Source organism: Saccharopolyspora kobensis (genome assembly GCF_900108315.1).
Classification (GTDB): Bacteria; Actinomycetota; Actinomycetes; order Mycobacteriales; family Pseudonocardiaceae; genus Saccharopolyspora; species Saccharopolyspora kobensis.
This window is the reverse complement of record NZ_FNVB01000008.1, coordinates 221,241-237,536: the sequence shown is the minus strand read 5'-3', so window position 1 is coordinate 237,536 and position 16,296 is coordinate 221,241. Positions and strand designations below refer to the sequence as shown.

At 69.1% G+C, this 16,296-nt stretch carries 19 protein-coding genes and 1 tRNA gene; 6 read left to right on the top strand and 14 right to left on the bottom strand.

Annotation, left to right across the window (positions count from 1 at the left end):
• Positions 1–374: 374 nt before the first annotated feature.
• Positions 375–1,268 carry a LysR family transcriptional regulator gene (locus tag C4T78_RS26275; RefSeq protein WP_093354332.1) on the bottom strand — a complete coding sequence of 298 codons (894 nt, stop codon included), beginning with the start codon at positions 1,266–1,268 and terminating at the stop codon, positions 375–377.
• Positions 1,269–1,340: 72 nt separating this feature from the next.
• Between C4T78_RS26275 and dapA the strand changes: the two genes are divergently transcribed.
• From dapA to C4T78_RS26255, 4 genes are all read left to right on the top strand, one after another.
• Positions 1,341–2,237 carry a 4-hydroxy-tetrahydrodipicolinate synthase gene (dapA, locus tag C4T78_RS26270; protein WP_093354329.1) on the top strand — a complete coding sequence of 299 codons (897 nt, stop codon included), beginning with the start codon at positions 1,341–1,343 and terminating at the stop codon, positions 2,235–2,237.
• A gap of 250 nt (positions 2,238–2,487) precedes the next feature.
• The gene (locus C4T78_RS26265) at positions 2,488–3,573 is read left to right on the top strand and encodes a hypothetical protein (RefSeq protein ID WP_093354327.1); all 1,086 of its coding nucleotides are present in this window, start codon (positions 2,488–2,490) and stop codon (positions 3,571–3,573) included.
• Positions 3,574–3,604: 31 nt separating this feature from the next.
• Entirely contained in the window at positions 3,605–4,117 is a 513-nt protein-coding gene (locus C4T78_RS26260) for a hypothetical protein (protein WP_093354324.1), read from the top strand.
• Positions 4,118–4,469: 352 nt separating this feature from the next.
• Positions 4,470–5,072 (top strand): response regulator transcription factor, encoded by a 603-nt coding sequence (locus tag C4T78_RS26255; protein WP_093354592.1) that lies wholly within the window; start codon positions 4,470–4,472, stop codon positions 5,070–5,072.
• Positions 5,073–5,272: 200 nt separating this feature from the next.
• Here C4T78_RS26255 and C4T78_RS26250 read toward each other — a convergent pair whose 3' ends face one another.
• On the bottom strand, positions 5,273–6,394 hold the full coding sequence (locus C4T78_RS26250; RefSeq protein ID WP_218161622.1) for a sensor histidine kinase: 1,122 nt from the start codon (positions 6,392–6,394) through the stop codon (positions 5,273–5,275).
• A 152-nt stretch (positions 6,395–6,546) separates the two neighbouring features.
• Here C4T78_RS26250 and C4T78_RS26245 point away from each other — a divergent pair, with 152 nt between their 5' ends.
• A complete protein-coding gene (locus tag C4T78_RS26245; protein ID WP_093354321.1) occupies positions 6,547–7,596 on the top strand; it encodes a carbohydrate-binding protein in 1,050 nt (349 codons plus the stop codon).
• A gap of 55 nt (positions 7,597–7,651) precedes the next feature.
• On the opposite strand, the gene C4T78_RS26240 is transcribed toward C4T78_RS26245, so the two are convergent.
• Positions 7,652–8,263, bottom strand: coding sequence for a DUF4232 domain-containing protein (locus C4T78_RS26240; protein ID WP_093354318.1), 612 nt, complete (start codon positions 8,261–8,263; stop codon positions 7,652–7,654).
• 230 nt (positions 8,264–8,493) lie between these two features.
• Here C4T78_RS26240 and C4T78_RS26235 point away from each other — a divergent pair.
• A tRNA-Lys gene (locus C4T78_RS26235) sits at positions 8,494–8,569 on the top strand.
• Positions 8,570–8,639: 70 nt separating this feature from the next.
• On the opposite strand, the gene C4T78_RS26230 is transcribed toward C4T78_RS26235, so the two are convergent.
• From C4T78_RS26230 to C4T78_RS26180, 11 genes are all read right to left on the bottom strand, one after another.
• On the bottom strand, positions 8,640–9,800 hold the full coding sequence (locus C4T78_RS26230; protein ID WP_093354315.1) for a site-specific integrase: 1,161 nt from the start codon (positions 9,798–9,800) through the stop codon (positions 8,640–8,642).
• Positions 9,800–9,979, bottom strand: coding sequence for a helix-turn-helix domain-containing protein (locus C4T78_RS26225; protein ID WP_093354312.1), 180 nt, complete (start codon positions 9,977–9,979; stop codon positions 9,800–9,802). Before C4T78_RS26225 ends, C4T78_RS26230 begins: the two co-directional genes overlap by 1 nt.
• Positions 9,980–9,981: 2 nt before the next feature.
• A complete protein-coding gene (locus C4T78_RS26220) occupies positions 9,982–11,463 on the bottom strand; it encodes a replication initiator (protein ID WP_235863626.1) in 1,482 nt (493 codons plus the stop codon).
• Between the two features lie 125 nt (positions 11,464–11,588).
• Positions 11,589–12,107, bottom strand: a complete 519-nt coding sequence (locus C4T78_RS26215) for a DUF6245 family protein (RefSeq protein ID WP_107916164.1) — start codon at positions 12,105–12,107, stop codon at positions 11,589–11,591.
• Between the two features lie 52 nt (positions 12,108–12,159).
• Positions 12,160–13,095 (bottom strand): hypothetical protein, encoded by a 936-nt coding sequence (locus tag C4T78_RS26210; protein ID WP_235863625.1) that lies wholly within the window; start codon positions 13,093–13,095, stop codon positions 12,160–12,162.
• Positions 13,096–13,108: 13 nt separating this feature from the next.
• Entirely contained in the window at positions 13,109–13,297 is a 189-nt protein-coding gene (locus tag C4T78_RS26205) for a hypothetical protein (RefSeq protein ID WP_093354303.1), read from the bottom strand.
• Positions 13,298–13,313: 16 nt separating this feature from the next.
• Entirely contained in the window at positions 13,314–13,553 is a 240-nt protein-coding gene (locus C4T78_RS26200) for a hypothetical protein (RefSeq protein WP_093354301.1), read from the bottom strand.
• A 12-nt stretch (positions 13,554–13,565) separates the two neighbouring features.
• Positions 13,566–14,138 (bottom strand): GGDEF domain-containing protein, encoded by a 573-nt coding sequence (locus C4T78_RS26195; RefSeq protein WP_093354298.1) that lies wholly within the window; start codon positions 14,136–14,138, stop codon positions 13,566–13,568.
• 87 nt (positions 14,139–14,225) lie between these two features.
• Entirely contained in the window at positions 14,226–15,746 is a 1,521-nt protein-coding gene (locus C4T78_RS26190; protein ID WP_093354296.1) for an FtsK/SpoIIIE domain-containing protein, read from the bottom strand.
• 90 nt (positions 15,747–15,836) lie between these two features.
• On the bottom strand, positions 15,837–16,016 hold the full coding sequence (locus tag C4T78_RS26185) for a hypothetical protein (protein WP_093354293.1): 180 nt from the start codon (positions 16,014–16,016) through the stop codon (positions 15,837–15,839).
• A complete protein-coding gene (locus C4T78_RS26180; protein ID WP_235863624.1) occupies positions 16,016–16,228 on the bottom strand; it encodes a hypothetical protein in 213 nt (70 codons plus the stop codon). The genes C4T78_RS26185 and C4T78_RS26180 overlap by 1 nt, the downstream gene beginning before the upstream one ends.
• Between the last annotated feature and the right edge of the window lie 68 nt (positions 16,229–16,296).

Genomic DNA, 16,296 nt, shown 5'->3' with positions numbered 1-16,296 from the left:
CGCCAGTGATAGGCTAGTGCTACCCGTAACGCCTGGTGAGGGCGCTACGAGCAGCATTTCACCTAGTCACCGCGCCGCGTGTTCATTAACGCGCGAAATCGCTTGGTGCTACAGGTGGCGGAGGGCTTCGATGGCCCTGCGTTGGGATTCGGGTGGTGCTGCGTCCGAAGTGGACGGTCATGGCCGTGGGTGAGCCTCGCCGAGGCGGTGGCGGCCGGTTCGTTCGCGTTGGCGGCGTTCGGCTTCGACGTGGGCGGTGAGCCGGTGGGCCGTGAGTGCGCCTTCGCCGCTGGTGGAGTGCTGGGGTCGGTGGGTGACCTCGTGAGTGTTTTTGGGTGCCATAGCGCCCCAAACCACTCACGGGCCTTGGACACCTAGCCAGCGCCGAGCTCCGCGAGGACCGTTCGGATCGCGGGGCTGGCGTCGGCGCTGCTCCGCCACACCGCGTGGACCTCTCGCTGGGGCGGTCGGCGCAGCGGGCGGGGGACGAGGCCTTCTCGCAGTGGCGGCCGGGCGAGGCGGGGGATCAGGGCGAGCACCTCGCCCGCCGCGACCAGCGCGAGCTGGGTGGAGAAGTCGTCCACCCAGTGGCGGACGTCGGGATCTTCCGGCACGTCCGCGAACAGGCGGCGGAACCATTGGTGGCAGACCGTGCCGGGCGGGCTGGTCACCCAGCGGTGGCCGATCAGGTCGGCGTTCCCGAGCGGTCGGTCGAGCCGCGCCAGCGGGTGGGTGCGGGGCATGACGACATCGCCGACGTCGGTGTGCAGGAGGCACCGGTTCAGGGACGCGGGCAGCGGGACCGGCAGACCGTCGGCGTCGTGGGCGAGCGCGAGATCGGCGGTCCCGGCATCGACGCTGTGCAGAGCTTCGTCGGGATCCTGCTCGACGATCTCCACCCGCAGCTCCGGGCAACGCGCCGACAGTCCCGGGATGGCGGGCGCGAGCAGCCCGCGAATGGCCGTCGAGAACGCGACCACGCGGAGCGTGCCGCGCGGTGCTCCTTCCGCGACGGACTGGGCGGCTTCGGCGCAGCGCTCCAAGGCCTGGAACACCTCGGGCGCGGAGTCGACGATGGCCCGCCCGGCCGGCGTCAGCACGACCCCGCGTCCAGCAGGCGCCAGCACGGGCACCCCGACCTGCCGCTCCAGTCTCTTGATCTGCTGCGACACCGCCGAAGCCGTGAACCCGAGCTCGTCGGCCGCCCGCGCCAGCGTCCCGAGCGCGGCCACCGACCGCAGCGCGCGCAGCGCGCCAACCTCGATCATGAAGCGATGCTACGCAATATCGGCAAGAAACCATCGCTGGACCGCACCTGTCGGTAGCGCCAGGATCGACTCATGAACCCCGCTGAGCTGCTCTTCGGCTCCAACCTCGTCGCCACGGCCACTCCGATGAACCCCGACGGCGCGCTCAGCGAACCCGGGCTCGCCGACCTCGTCGACCACCTGCTGGCCACCGGCTGCGACGGCATCGTCGTCAACGGCACCACCGGCGAGGCGCCCACCCTGTCCGATGCCGAGGCGACCTGGATCATCCGCACCGCGGTGGCCCGAGCCGACGGCCGGGCGCGGGTGATCGCGGGAGTCGGCACCTACGACACGGCCGCCAGCGTTCGCCGGGCCCGCGAGGCCGAGGCGGCGGGCGCGGACGCGCTGCTGCTCGTCTGCCCCTACTACTCCAAGCCCACCCAGAGCGGCGTGATCGCGCACTGCGTGGCGGTCGCCGACGCCACCGAGCTGCCCGTGATGCTCTACGACATCCCCGGGCGCACCGGCATCGCCATGGAGCTGCTCACCCTGCTCGAACTCGCCGAACACCCCAGGATCCGAGCGGTCAAGGACGCCAAGGGCGACCTGTTCGAGGCGATGACGGTCATGGCCCGCACGTCGCTGGCCTACTACTGCGGGATCGACGAGCTCAACCTGCCCTACCTCGCTTCCGGCGCGACGGGCGTGGTCAGCGTCGTGGGGAACGTCGCCGCCGACCGCAACGCCGAGCTGATCCGTGCCGTCCGCACCGGCGACCTCGACGCGGCGCGATCCGTCCAAAGAGGACTTCTCCCGCTGGTGGAGGCCATCATGCGCACCTCCCAAGGAGCGATCATGGCCAAGGCGGCCCTCGCCGAACTCGGCATCATCCCGCACCCGTCGGTCCGCCTCCCGCTCCAGGAACCGGAACCTGCGCACCTCCGCCGCCTCGCCGAAGCCCTGACGACCGTCGCCGTCCCGGCCTGACCGCTCCCGCTTGTCCCCGTATTCGGTTACTTGTTCCGGCGCCCGCCGTTGACCAGGCTCTGAGCAGGGGCTCGGTGTCTCTTGCGCACCCGCCTCCGCTGCGCGTGACCGCGCGTCCCCTGCCGGTGGGAGCAGTTGGCGATGTCGCGGCTGGAACGACTCAACCGATGGGAACCGACAGATGAGCCCGAGCGGCAAAGATGCGTCCACAGCAGGCGAGCACCCTTGGGAGAAGGCATCCGGCGTCAGCGTGAACGCCGTTGCCGAGGCCGCGGACACCGAGATGCGGGCCGCCGCCGCGGACACCCAGGTGATGCCCGCCGTCCAGCAATCCGCGCTGGCCGATCCGGTCGCCGCCACCAGCGGCAAGGTCGAGGCCGCCACCGAGACCACGACCAGGGCGAAGGCCGAGACCAAGGCCGAGACCAAGGTGACGCCCGTCGTCACCGCCAAGTCCGCGAAGGACGCGAAGACCCCGGCGCGGCCGGGCAACCGCGTCTCCAAGCCGGTGATCGCCGCGGCCGCGGTGGCCGGATTGGTGCTGCTGTCCGTTCCGCTGCTGGTCATGGGCCTGTCCAAGGACAACGGCCCCACGCAGGTGCAGTCCGTGCCCGCCGCGTTCGAGGACGACGCGCAGGCTCAGTCCGGGTTCGTGCCGGGAGTGGCGCAGGAGCAGTCGAACCCCGGGCAGGTGCCGCCGCCCGCACCGCCCGTCGGGAGCCCGAACCAGCCGCAGGCACCGGCCGAAGGCGGCACCCCGCCGCCCCCGCCCGCACCCGGGGGTGAGCCCAACCGCGTGCAGGAGAACCCCGCCCCGCCCGCCGGTCCGTCCTTCACCGCGGTCACCGGCCCCGGCTGCGCGGCAGGCGGCTTCAGCACGCCCGGCTACTACACCAAGGGCGAAGCGGGCTGGAAGACCGCCGACAGCGGCGGGCACGCCGCCGACGGCTGCAACGGCTCGTTCAACTCGCTGCCGATGTCGGGTGACCCGAACAAGGACGGTGACAACGCCGCGGTCTGGCGGTTCACTACTGGTGACGTCAGGCAGGGCAGCTGCCAGGTGTCGGTGTTCGTCCCCCGCGGTGGCCTCACCCGGGTCGGCGGCAACCCGAGCGTCTACACCGTCTACCGGACGGACCAGACGTCGAACCCGGTCGGTGACTTCCGCATCGACCAGGTGCGGCAGCAGGGCGGCTGGGTCGACGCGGGCCGCTTCCCGGTCAGCGAGGGACGTCTGACCATCAAGCTGCACTCGCGCGGCATCGACTGGACCAACGACGGCCCGACCTACGCACGCCACGCGGCGGCGCAGATCAAGGTCGCCTGCGGCGCGTGAGGTCGGCACATCGATCTTGACGGAGGAAACCGTGTTCGTTTGGGAGCAGGGCGTGTTCATGCCTGCTGACGCCGACGCGATGGCCGGGTTCGAGGCGCTCGACGAAGTGCTGCTGCACTTCGCCGCCGAGATGCCCGACCGCCTCGCCACGAGGATCGGCAACCAGCTGGACAGCGGTGACGTGCTCGGAGCCGCCATCGGGCTGGCGTCCTTCGCCGCCCGCCGCGAACTGCTCGTCTCCAACAACGACCGCCGAACGCTGCGCGAGGCCATCGAGGCCCACCGCGGCGACACCACCTGCGTCGACCGGCTCGACCGGCGCGCCGGCGTCCGCTCCAGCGCCCCGCCGCAGATCCCGGCGGCCGCCGCGACGCGGGTCATGGCCGCGGTTCCCCCGCAGGCCGCGCCGCCGCGCTCGGGCTCCCGCCAGCCCGTCCGGCGCGAGCACGCGACCGGCCGCCCGACCGTCCCGATGCCGGCCCACCGCCCGGATCCCCGGGTCGACCCGGCCGCGCAGACGCTCCTGATGCCCGCCATCAGGTGACCCGAGCCCCCGGTCCTTCCCGCGGACCGGGCTCGCACCGCGCCGCGCGCCCTAACTCCCGCGCCCTGGGCGCGCGGTGCGGTCGCACGAAGGGGTCGTGAGTTCGCAGCAACGTTTCGCTTGCTACGAACTCACGACCCCTTCTTACAGTTTCTTACAACGTTTACGACCATCCCTTACAGCTGGTCGACAACTCTTCGCAGACAGCGATCCCGCAGGTAGCGTTCCTGGTGTCCGAAAGGGGCCGGGAAAAGCACCGGCCCGAACTATTTCCGCCGTATCGCGACGAACAGACGATGCTGCCTGTGCCACGGCGCGAACCGGCGAAGTGTGGGAGTGAATCGCCTTGCTGATGCGCGTGCTGTCGGAAGTCACGGTGTTCGCCGACCAACCGGAACTGCAGGAGAAGGTCACCCGGATGCTGGGCGAGGCCCCGCAGCGGTCGCTCACCGACGTCGCCGTGCTCGCCTTCGGCGGAGCCACCCCGATCGAGTCCCTGCACCACTGCGTCTCCCGGCTCAGCCGCTCCTACCGGGTGCTGGTCGTGCTGCCGGAGCAGGCCTTCGACCAGGTTCCCGAGCTGCTGCGGGCCGGCGCGCTGGGCTTCCTCGGCACCGGCTGCGACCAGCAGGAATTCCACGACGCGCTGGCCGTGGTGGCCCGCGGCGCGGTCTACGTGACCTCCGGTTCCCGGCAGGCGCTGACCGGCGTGAGCACCGACAACGAGGCGGTGCAGCAGGTGTTGACCCGCCGCGAGCAGGAAGTGCTGCGCTGGATCGCCGACGGCTACACGCACTCGCAGGCGGCCCGCCGGATGGGCCTGTCCGCGGCGACCGTGGACACCTACGTCAAGCGGATCCGCGCGAAGCTGGAAGTCCGCAACAAGGCCGAACTGACCCGCAAGGCCATCGAGCTGGGCGTGGTCCGACGGGAACCCCTTCTAGCGGCCGCGTGACCAGAACTGTCTGACGATCTCGTTCTGCGTGGCGGTGCGGGTGGCGGAACCTCAGCGTCCGCTTGGACTGCGGGTGCCCGGCTTCAGGCATGACCGATGCACGGCGGCCGGGCCGTCCTCGCCAGGCGAACGCTGAGAACCCGCGGCGGTGCGAGCTGCGAGGGTGGGCTGAGCGGCTCCGCCGCTTCAAAGACAAAGGCTCAGGCCAGCGGGAGGCTGGCTGTGAACCGGCAGCCTCCCTCGATGTTGTCCACCGCCACCGCGCCGTGGTGCGCCTCGACGATGCCGCGCACGATGGCCAGCCCCAGCCCGCCGCCGACGTCCTTGCCCGCCGGGCGCGCAGGCGTGCCACGCCAACCGGGCTCGAAGACCTTGCCCAGGTCCTCCTCCGGAATCCCGCCGCAGGCGTCCGAAATGGACAGCACGGCGGTGCCGCCGGCGGAGTGCGCGGACACCGTCACCGCGCCGCCGGGGTGGGTGTGCCGGACGGCGTTGCCGAGCAGGTTGCCCAGCACCCGGCTGATCTGCCGGACGTCCACCCGCACCTCGATGGACTCGATGCTGCCGGGCACCAGCCGGACGCCGCGGTTGCGGGCCTGCGGTTCGATGGCGGTCACCGCGTCGTTGATCAGGTCGGGCAGCGCCACCGGCGTCAGCGACAGCGTGAGCGAGTTGGACTGGATGCGCGACAGGTCGAACAGGTCGCCGACCAGCTGGTCCAGCCGCTGCGTCTCCTGCAGGATCAGCCCGAGGTAGCGGTCCTGGTCGCGGGCCATGCCGTCCTGCAGCGCCTCGGTCATGGCGCGCAACCCGGCCAGCGGGGTGCGCAGGTCGTGCGAGACCCAGGCGATGAGCTGCCGCCGCGAAGCCTCCAGGACCCGCTCCTGTTCGCGGGACGCGGTCAGCGCCGCGCTGGTGGCGGCGAGTTCCTGCGTCAGGACCGCCAGTTCCGCCGAGCCGGAGTGCGCCGGCGCGGCGAACCTCCCGTCCTCGCCCATGGTCCGGGTGGCGCGCGCGAGGCTGCGGCTGCCGTTGAGGATCCGCGCGCCGAGCAGCAGGCACAGCGCGAGCGAGACGGCGGTCGTCGGGATGCAGGCCAGCAGCACCGCGACCATCGCCTGCTCGGTGAACACCCCGAGGAAGCCCAGCGCCACGAAGGTGAAGGCGATCTCGATGACGGTGACCACCGAGAGCACCATCATCATCACGACCAGTGAGCCCCGGCGCATCATCCAGAGGACTGCTGCGCCGAGCACGCCCACGGCCACCGAGCACCAGAGCGAGACGAGCGCGACGAAGAGCAGGTCTTGCATGGCCTTCATTTCTTTTCGAGGCAACGGATTGTTCACGTTCGATGAAGGTTGCCCCCGCGCAGGTTTCCCCCAGAACGGCGCAAAGTATAAGGTACTGAACCGAAAGTGGTGCTCTGTTCGGGATCAGCACCGGGGCCGGACTTCTGGAGTTAGTGATACGAGTGACGTCGGAAACTGACCGGAATGACGGCCCGCAGGACGAATCCCTGGATTCGCTGCCGCCGGAACTGCGGATCTACGCCCCGGCGGAAGGCACCCCGGTGCGACCGGCCGAACCGGAGAAGCCCGCCGAGCCGTCCTACGAACAAGTGCCGCTGGCATCCCTGTCCGGCACCGCCCAGCCGCAACCCGCCCCGCCCGCCGATCCCCGGCCCGCCAAGCGCGTCGGCCTGCCGTCGAAGTTCTCGCTGATCGCCCTGGCGGGCGCGGCCGTGGTCCTGGTGTCGGTGCCGTTCGTCGTCGCGCTGCTGATGACCGGCCAGCGCGAGACCGAGCGCGTCGCGATCGGGATGAACGCCTCGCAGGAGCAGGGGGCGCTCGTGGCACCGGAACCGGCCCTTCCCGCGGGCGAGCCGGTGGAGGTCCCGGGCGAAACCCCGGAGCAGCAGCCGGTCGAGACCCAGCCCGAAGCGCCGGTGCTCGACCCCGCCCCGCCGCCCGCCGAGGCACCCGCCCGCGAGGTTTCGCTGCTCGGCGGGCCGGGCTGCGCGAACAGCGCGAAGCAGCAGTACCAGGCCGTCGGCTACTACGAGCAGGGCGACGAGGGCTGGTACACCCGCAGCGGCGGCAGCACCGAGGCGGGCTGCAAGGGCACGTTCGACTCGATGCCGATGTCGGGCAAGGCCAAGACCTCGGATTCCCGGGTGTTCTCCCGGTGGACCTTCGACGTCTCCGCCGAGATGACGGCGGCCAGCTGCGCGATGTCGGTGTACATCCCGAACGAGAGCGACCGCCGCTACGTCGGCGCCACCGCCGCCCACTACTCGATCTTCAACGGCTTCGACCAGGCCGCCACGAACGTGATCGGTGTCGAGGACATCGACCAGACCGCCAACCGCGGCAAGTGGGTCGACCTCGGCGCGCACCGCATCGACCAGGGCAAGATCTCGGTGAAGCTGCACAACCGCGGCGAGGACTGGGATGGCGGCGCGGACGGCGACGGCGCCCACGTCGCGGCCACCCAGATCCGCGTCACCTGCACCGCGGCCTGACCACGCGAAGAGCCCCTCTCCGGGGAAGTGGAGAGGGGCTCTTCGGCTGTCCGGATCAGAAGACGGTGACGCCCTGGGCCGAGGGCTGGTACGAGCCGATCTGGATCGATACGACCGGGTACTCGTAGTAGTCGGCCCCGGCGACCTTCGCGTTCGTGGTGCCCTCGACGTTCGGCATGAAGGCGTTGAAGCCGTTGGCGACGCGCACGTTCGGGTCGTTCTTGTCGCCGAGCTCCATCTTCACACCGGCGAAAGCGGTCTCGCCCTGTTCGAGGCGCATGTTGGTCGGTTCACCCGGGATCTTGACGTGCTCGGTCGGCACCTCGAACGCCGAGCCCGTCATGTCCAGCGGAACCACGCCGCCCCAGCCGTCGACGTAGCAGGCCTCCGGCGAGTTGTTCACCGCGGTCATCAGGAAGATCCCGGGCCGGTCCGGCTGCGGGGTGAGGGTCACGGCGACGTCCTCGACGGCGCAGGGCCCTTCCGTCGAGATGTCCGGCTGCGTGCCGTCCGCCTGCTGCCGCTCACCCTGCTCGGGCTGGCCGACGACAGCGGCGTTGCTGGCCGGAACCGGCGAGTTCGTCGCGCCCTGGGAGCACCCGGTGAGCATGGCGATCCCGCCGGCGAGAGCAGCGACGGTCCCCAGCACGCGAGTCCGGTTCAGCATGATTCTGTCCCCTCTTTTTGGACGGTGGGTGCGTCCCACACCCTTTGCTCAGAAGACGTCTGCTGCCACACGGGGTTGCGTCTTCCCCAGAACTCGTCCGCGACCTGTGGAAACGCGAATCAGCAGCGGCGCCCCACCGGCTCCGGCGTCCGCGATGTGACCTTGATCCGGCCATGAACCGCCCACCGGTACCGCACAAGATCGTCCGGACCTTGTAACCTGGGGCACGCGGGTCGTTAGCTCAACTGGCAGAGCAGCGGACTTTTAATCCGCGGGTTCAGGGTTCGATCCCCTGGCGACCCACCAAAACCCCAGGTCACAGACCTGGGGTTTCGCGTTGGTGGGGACCGCTCCATACCTTTCCCACACAAAACGCTCAGGCTTCCGTCAGCGCCGTCTCCAAGGCCGCTGCCGTCTGGCGACTCACCGCCTTCCGCCCCATGTACACATCCTGTGTCATCGATGGCCGGGAGTGCCCGAGCTGGTCAGCGATCACGCGGGCAGTCAGCCCCGCCTCATCGAGGATGGTCGCGGACGTCTTGCGGAACACGTGCGAGGTGACCCAGGCGAAGCCCTCGCTACCGCGAGTCTCGCGAAGGACCCGGCGCGTGTTCGACGGGTCCCGCAGGCCGCCGAGGCTGTCGGGGAACACCGGGCCGGTAGCAGGGCAGCCCGCTTCCTCGTAGCGACGGCGAAGCATCTCTAGTGCCCAGGAGCACAGGGGAAGGGTGCGCTCGCCGTACTCCGTCTTGGTCGACTTCCGGATCAAGCCCTTGCCCTTGACCCTCACAACCGTGTAGTCGACCGCCACAAGCCCGTCGTCAAGGTCAACTTCGGACCAGTCCACCGCCAGCGCCTCACCGATCCGAACTCCGGTCGCCAGCATGAACCGGGAGAGGTCCGGCAGGTCCCAGCGGACCGCCTTCGCATCGGCCTCCAGCTGATCAAGCCACTGGACCCGTTCATCCAACGTGAGCGCACGGACCCGCTTCCTCCGCCGCCGCTTCTCCAACCGGGACGTCTGGCGGAACGGGTTGAACTCCAACGCGCCGTGCGTGACCGCGTAGCCCATCACACCGGATGCCACCGAGCGGGCCGTCTTCGTCACTGCAAGGCCCTTGTTCGATCGGAGCGCCTGGAGAAAGGCCTCGGCAGCAGGAACGCTCACCTCCTGGCCCACGCGCAACTCACCAAGAGCAGGCAGAACATGAAGGTTCAGGTTGCTCTCGTACTGCTCCAGAGTGCTCGGCGACCGAGTGCCCGCTTCGACCTTCTTCCTGACCTCTGCGAGCCAGAACGCCGCCACTTCGCGGAACTTCGTCGCGGGCTTGATCGAGGCCCCAGCCCGAGCCTTGTTGCGTTCCGCGAGCGCCTTCTTCAAGATGCGCTCGGCCGCGGCCTTCGTGCGTCCGGATCGCTCGACTGGCCGGGTGACACCGTCGAAGTCCCTGAACTTCGTGACAGCCCGCCAGCCCGAGCCCGTCTCATAGAAGCGGATCTTGCCGTAGGTGCCGATCGGAAGCGGCGGACGAGGCATCAGACCCCCACCTCCTGCGACTCGAACCAGGCCTCAACCTCATCGGGCTTGTACCGCACGTACTTGCCGACACGACGACCAGGCGGCCCGAACCCCGAGCTCCGCCACTGGTAGAGCGTGCCGACGGGGACGCCGAGATAGGCCGAGACCTCTTGGACACCCCACAAGTTACGGATCATGGTCAGTCCTTCCTTTCGGTGGCGTAGCGGTGTTTGCGTGCTTGGCGGGTGCGCTCGGCGATGGCGGCAGCGAGTTCGCGCTCTTCGTCGCTGCGGTGGCCGACGCTGGTCATGTCCCAGTGGTTGACCACGGCGACGGTGTCGGCGGTGACGCCGAGCTCGGCGAGGTTCTGCTCAAAGCGCCAGGTCTGGCGGTCCTCGCGGAGCTGCTTGAACGTGGTCGAGTAGGCGCGGGACTTGGACAGGAAGTGGCCGCGGAATGCGAGCATGTGGCACCAGCGCCGCAGGTTGAGCTCGGCGAGCGGTCCGGGGATCTGGCCGCCGTTGTTGCAGGTGGCGCAGTGGTCGATCTCCGCGCAGGGGCAGGCGCCGGCTTGGTGCTCGCCGTGCGGGTGGCAGTCCGGGCAGGCCACCGGTGCGCCGAGGTCCCACGCGGTGCGCATGATGCGCTTGTGGTGCTCGGTGGTGCGCAGCAGCTCGATCTGGTCGCGGGAGCGGATCGGGCGGTCTGCGGCTTCGGACTTGCCGGTGCCCTTGGTGGCGTACTTCGCCACGTAGGAGGCGATCCGGTCATCGCTGATCGTGCCGGAGGCGTCTTCGAACCGGTGAGCCTGCGCGGGGCGGATCGGGCGGATGTCGACCTGTTCGCCCCAGGCGAGTTCGAGCACCTGGCCGTCCCCGAAGGCCGGAGTGGTGACGGTGGTGTCAGCGTGCGCGGCCTGGACTGCGGCAGCCAGGAGCTCGGCCGTGGCCCACGGCGGGGTGCTATCGGAAGCCCCGTCAGGGCCATCGAGGCGGATCACGGCGTGGAAGTGGATGATCCCGCGCCGCTGGAACTCCGCGACCTTGGCATACGAGAGCCGGGCGTGGTCGCCGAACTCGCGGATCGTGTACCCGGCCGCGCGGGCGAGGTGCCGCCGGAGCTTCTGTGTGAAGCGGTTCCACAGCTTCCCGGAGTGCGCCTGCCACAGCACGTGCCCGCGGTAGTCGTAGGCCTCCGGGTCGGTCGGCTGGCCGATCCCCGGATCATGTTCGTGGTGGTAGGTGCCGCAGCGGCACGGCGCGAGCTTCCCGGAGGCGGTGGTGCGGCGGTTGTGCACCGGCCCGAACGACGGGGCGGTGAGGGTGACGAACAGCCGCGGCTTGTCGGCCACCTCCAGGGAGACGCCCTTGGAACCGCCGGACAGGCCCGCGCGCATGAGCTGGAAGGCATCAGCGGCGTAGCGGTCGGAGCAGGCCGGGCAGACGCTCTCACGGCGGTTGCCGCAGGGGGACAGGATGTGCCCGCTGGTCTGCGCCGGGCGACCGTCCGGGCGGGTGAGAACCTGGCCGGTGGTCTTGTCAGTGATCTGCCACAGGCCCGACAGGCGGACCGGGTGCAGGCAGCCGTAAACGTCTTCAACCTTCGCGCGCCAGTCGCGGTAGTCAGGGGCTTGGATACGCCGCTTGAGGCGGTCGACGTCCGGCATCGTGGGCAACACCATGGGCGGTGACCTCCAGGGACAGAGCCCGGCGGGCATCACCACCAGGTCCATCCCCGACGGTGCTGCCCGCCGAGCATGGGTTGTGCTGTGTCGTATTCAGTTGTGGTCACATCGGGAACAGGTTCTTATTGCCGAAGGTCCTGAACGATCTTCTGAGCTTCGGTCAGCGAGCCCGCAACCTCGGCCCACTCCGGGGAGCTGATGCAATCCTGGATGTCGGGGTGGAGCTTCATGGTGGCGTCGGTGAGCAGCAGCCGCGCCGCGTTTATCGCGCACTCTGCGGCGTACAGCGACGGGTGGTCAAACTTGCCTTCCGGTCGGTTCGCCAGGACCCGCAGCAGACCCCACAGCCGGAGCGCCTGCCAGATCAGCAACTCCCGGATGCCCTGATCGTCGTCGAGCACGCCAGCGCCGACCAACTGCTGCTGGTAGGACCCAATGATCAGTTCCCGGGTCATCCGGCTGGGGTCAGAGTCAATCGCCTCCCGCTGCGCCGCCCCGAGCAGCACATTGGTCAGCAGGTACTGGTAGCCGTCGGGGTCAACACCGAGCCGCTCGGCCTCCAGCACGTGCTCTCCCACGCCGCCGTCTCCGGTGTAGCGACCCAGCGCGCGAAGAGCGGCCTCGATCTGCTCAATCTCCATGGTCATTTTCCTTTCTGCTTCCCACAGGCGTTCAGTTGTGGGGTAGGGGTTTTCAGGCGAAGCTGTGTCCGTTGTGGGCGCGGATCTCCGCCGCGATTCTCTCGGCCATCTGGTCTGGGACCTTGGCGGCCGCGCGGACGTCGGCGGCGGTGAGCTCCCGGCTTTCGTTGGTGGCTTGGGTGTAGGCGTCGCGCACCTTGCCTGCCAGGGACTCTGGCAGCAGCTTCAGCGCCCGAGCCGGGATCTCGACCCCGGTGGCCAGGACTGGACGCGCAGGTAGCGAAGGCTCCACCGGAGCAGGCGCCACCGGTTCGGCGACCAGTTCCGGTGCCGGGGCTGGATTGGCCGGCACGTCCACGTCGGGCACGGTCTCGGGGGTGGGGTCGTCCGGGGCCTGGTCGGCGGTGGCGTAGATCAGCAACATGACCTCGCGCTGCCGGGCCTGGATGACCGGGATGACCTCGGCGATGCCGTAGACGATGACCGGGATGATCGCGTGCACCGCCGCCGACCCGAGGTTGAACTCCTGCCAGCGGCTCCGCAGCACCGGCGTGACCTGCGGGATGACGTTCATCGCCAGCGTGGAGGCCAGCAGCACCCGCTTGAGCCGCGACCACCACTCGTGGTTCGGGGACCGGCCGTAGGAGAGGATCACGGCCTCGAAGTTCAGGATCACGATCAGCAGCCCGGCGAACATCGGTTCCACGGTCCACGCCGCCCACCACAACGGATCGGTCTTAGTGGCGTCCCCGGCCAGGAACTTCTGCACACCGGCCGTGGTGAACACCAGCCCGAGCGAGAGGAAGAACCACAGCCCGATCAGGGTCCGCCGTCCCTGCCGCTCCAGCTCCACCGCCCGCAAATCCGGATCCCGAACCAGCCCCCGCAGCTCCCGAGCCTCGGAGATCCGGTCACCGAGCTTGCGAACCCGCCTGGTCTTCCCGACCGCCTCCGGGGTGTTCTGCTTGCGCTTGCGACGCAGGCCCACCGTCGGCTCCTTCCTACTCGCTGTGGGGCTTGAACAGGGCGAACAGGCCCCGGATGGCCAGGATCAGGACGAGGCCGATCCCGATGGCCCAGCCGGGGTTGATCAGCACCCACACCAGGGCCAGGCCGCCGACGACGAGCGCCAGGAGGAGCAGGACCGTGAGGATCGTTCTTCCGGTGACCTCGAAATGAATGTGCTGCACTGCTGTTTTCCCTTCTCTAGATCGGATATCCGCGCTTGCGCATGGCCTCGTCGCGGATCAGGTCAACTCCGTCGAGCAGCTCCGGGCCCTGGAAGATCAGCTGCTGGAACTTCTCGCGGCTGATCACCGCCGTCATGGTCTGCTCGCCGCTGGAGCTGAACGTGGTCAGCTCGATCTCCACGCCCCGGGCGGTCGGGTGCAGGTCGACGAACCCGTTCGTGACCGACGCGTGGAAGTGGAACTTGTTGCCGTGCATGTGACCGTCCTTTCAGGCCGCCACGACCGCGCGGGCGGTGTGCTGGCGGCTGGTGTGCTTGTCGGCGTACATGCGGTCATCGGCCGAGGCCAGCAGCGCGGGGAGCTGGGCCTTGGCGGCCGGGGCGGTCATCACGCCCAGCGACATGGCCACTTCGACCGGCTGACCGTCGAGCTCGGTGATCGTGGACACCGCGGCTTGGAACTCCCGCACCCGGTGTTCGGCCTGCTCCGGGGTGCTGATGCTGGGCAGGAGCACCGCAAACTCGTCGCCGTGCAGCCGGACCGGAACCTCACCGCGGCGGGCGGTGTCCCGCAGCTTCGCGGCGACAGCAATGAGGACCTGGTCGCCGAAGCGGTGCCCGTGAACGTCGTTGAAGGCCTTGAAGCCGTTCATGTCGCCGACCGCCACGCCGACCAGGCCCCGGCCCCGCTTCATCGCGCGGTTGAACCCGGCCACCAGGGCCGCCCGGTTGCCGAGCCCGGTCAACTGGTCGGTTCGGGACTGCCGGAACAGCCGGTACGCGCAGGTTCCGGCCGCCACGCTCGTCATGCTGGTGACACCCAGCGCCACCTTTGCCAACATGGGTCTTGCCTCCTTATGCGAGGTAAGGCCCGCCCGGGATGCTCTTGCCCGAGGCCCGGGCGGGCCGCTACAGATCAGGGGAGATGCTCAGGCGATGTCTTCTTCGTCCTCGATCTCGTCGGCGTCGATGTACTCGATCCCGTCGTCTTCGTCGCTCTCGTCGTCTTCGTCGTCGACCTCCAGCGCCTCGAAGTCGAAGCTGTAGATGTCGGCCGGCATGTCCAGCTCCGGCTCCCCCGCCGGATCGGTCTCGGTGCGGAGCTCGGTGACGGTGCCCAGTGCGGTGCAGAACGCCACGAGCTCGGCGACGTCGGTGTCGCTGCTGTAGGGGGCGCGGACTCGGAGGGGTTCCCGCTTGCCGTCGCGCTTGGCGTAGGCGACACCGGCGAGGATTTCGGGGATCTTGTCGGCGAAGGCGCCCATGTCCCGCATGCCCTCGCCCAGGCACATGTCCACATACGACGCCGAGTCCAGCCGCAGGGCGATCTTGGTGGGGAACAGCCCGCGCATCGGGACGTGTTCCTTCGTCGGCTCCTGCGTTGCGCAGACGATTCGCCCGCCGACCGAGCGGTACTGCGTCAGCCCCTTGGAGATCAGCGGCTCGAACGGCACCGTGACCGCCTTGCCCCCGTAGGAGGTCATCGCGGCCAGCTCATCGCAGATCAGCAGCTCCAGCGGCGTCTCCCGCGACGGGGTGAACGTCCGCACCCCCGCCCGGCCCAGCTCCAGCTTCCGCTCGTCGAGGGTCTTGACGTACTTCTGCATCAGCTTCAGGCCGTCGACGTCGTTGTCGGCGAACTCGTGGAACATCTCCCGGCCCATGCCGAACTCCTGGCCGCCCTTGGGGTCGATCACCCACAGCCGCACCAGCCCGGCGCGGATCAGCGGAGCCAGCGACCGCAGCAGCGACCACAGCCACGAGCCCTTACCCGCCCCGGTCGCACCACCCAGCAGCACATGCAGGTCACGCTCCAGCAGGTTCAGGGAGAACTCCCGGCCGTACTCATCGAAGCCCACCGGCAGCCGCCGCAGATCAACCGCGCTCGTGGACTCGGCCAGCGCCGGGAGCGGGATCACCATCTCGTCGAACGGTTCGCACCGCTGGAAATCCAGCGCGAGCTTGCCCGGCTTGACCAGCCGCACGTTGGTCGAGCGCGCCCGGAACGCGTTCGCCAGCCTGTTGATCACTTTCTCGAAATCCTCCGGTTCCTGGCCCTTGGCCATCCGAACGGTCACCGTGTCCCACGACCACGTGCTTTTCACCCGCGTCACGCGCGGCATGAGCGTGTTGCCCTTGTGGTCGGTGGTGGTCAGGTTGCAGGCGGTCATGATCCGCAGCCATTGCCGCTGGTAGGTCCACCAGCGTCTCCACCACGCCCGCAGCAGGCGACCGGCGAAACGGTCGAAGGTCGGCCTGTCCAGCAGCCGCCACGACACCCCAGCCAGGACCGCGATGCCCACGGCCCACAGCATCGTGTTCAGGCCGAACCAGAACACCGCCGCCGAGCCCACCGCCGCCGACCCCGACGACCGGGGGTGACTAGCCACCTGCCGGATGCCCCACCGGATCGGCGAGGTGTTCTCCGCGCCCACCAACGTGTTCCCCATTGCCGTTCACCTTTCATGCGAGCAAAAAGAAACCGGGGCACCCAACCCCGATGGTGAGGTTCGGTGCCCCGGCCGAGCCATCGCCGGAAATCAGTTCCGGCGCTGGGTCATCGTCATCTTCGCGACCAGATTGCCGACCGCGTCGCGCGTCTTGTTCAGCTGCGCCCCCATTCCCTTGGGAACACCGAACTTCCGCAGGTCATCCACCAACGCCAGCATTCTCGCGTCAATACGCCGGACCTGGTTGTGGACGTCGTCACCGAATGCCATTACTTCTTCACGTATCCCTTCGCCACGTTCGGGCCACCCTTGGCGGCGATCCCGTCCCGAACCCCGTACAACGACTGGCAGGCCACGTCCGCCAGCTCCGTGATCTCCTCGAAGTCCTTCCGCTGCACCACGCTGTCTTCCAAGAAGTAGACCTTGTTCAACTCCAACGACAGCGCGTCGAGATGATCCCCGATCCGCTTCAACCGGTTCACAGCAGGCGTGTTCCTCCGCCCCACCGGCAAACTCAACTCAGCCATGCCAACCCCTTCCTTATCGCGTT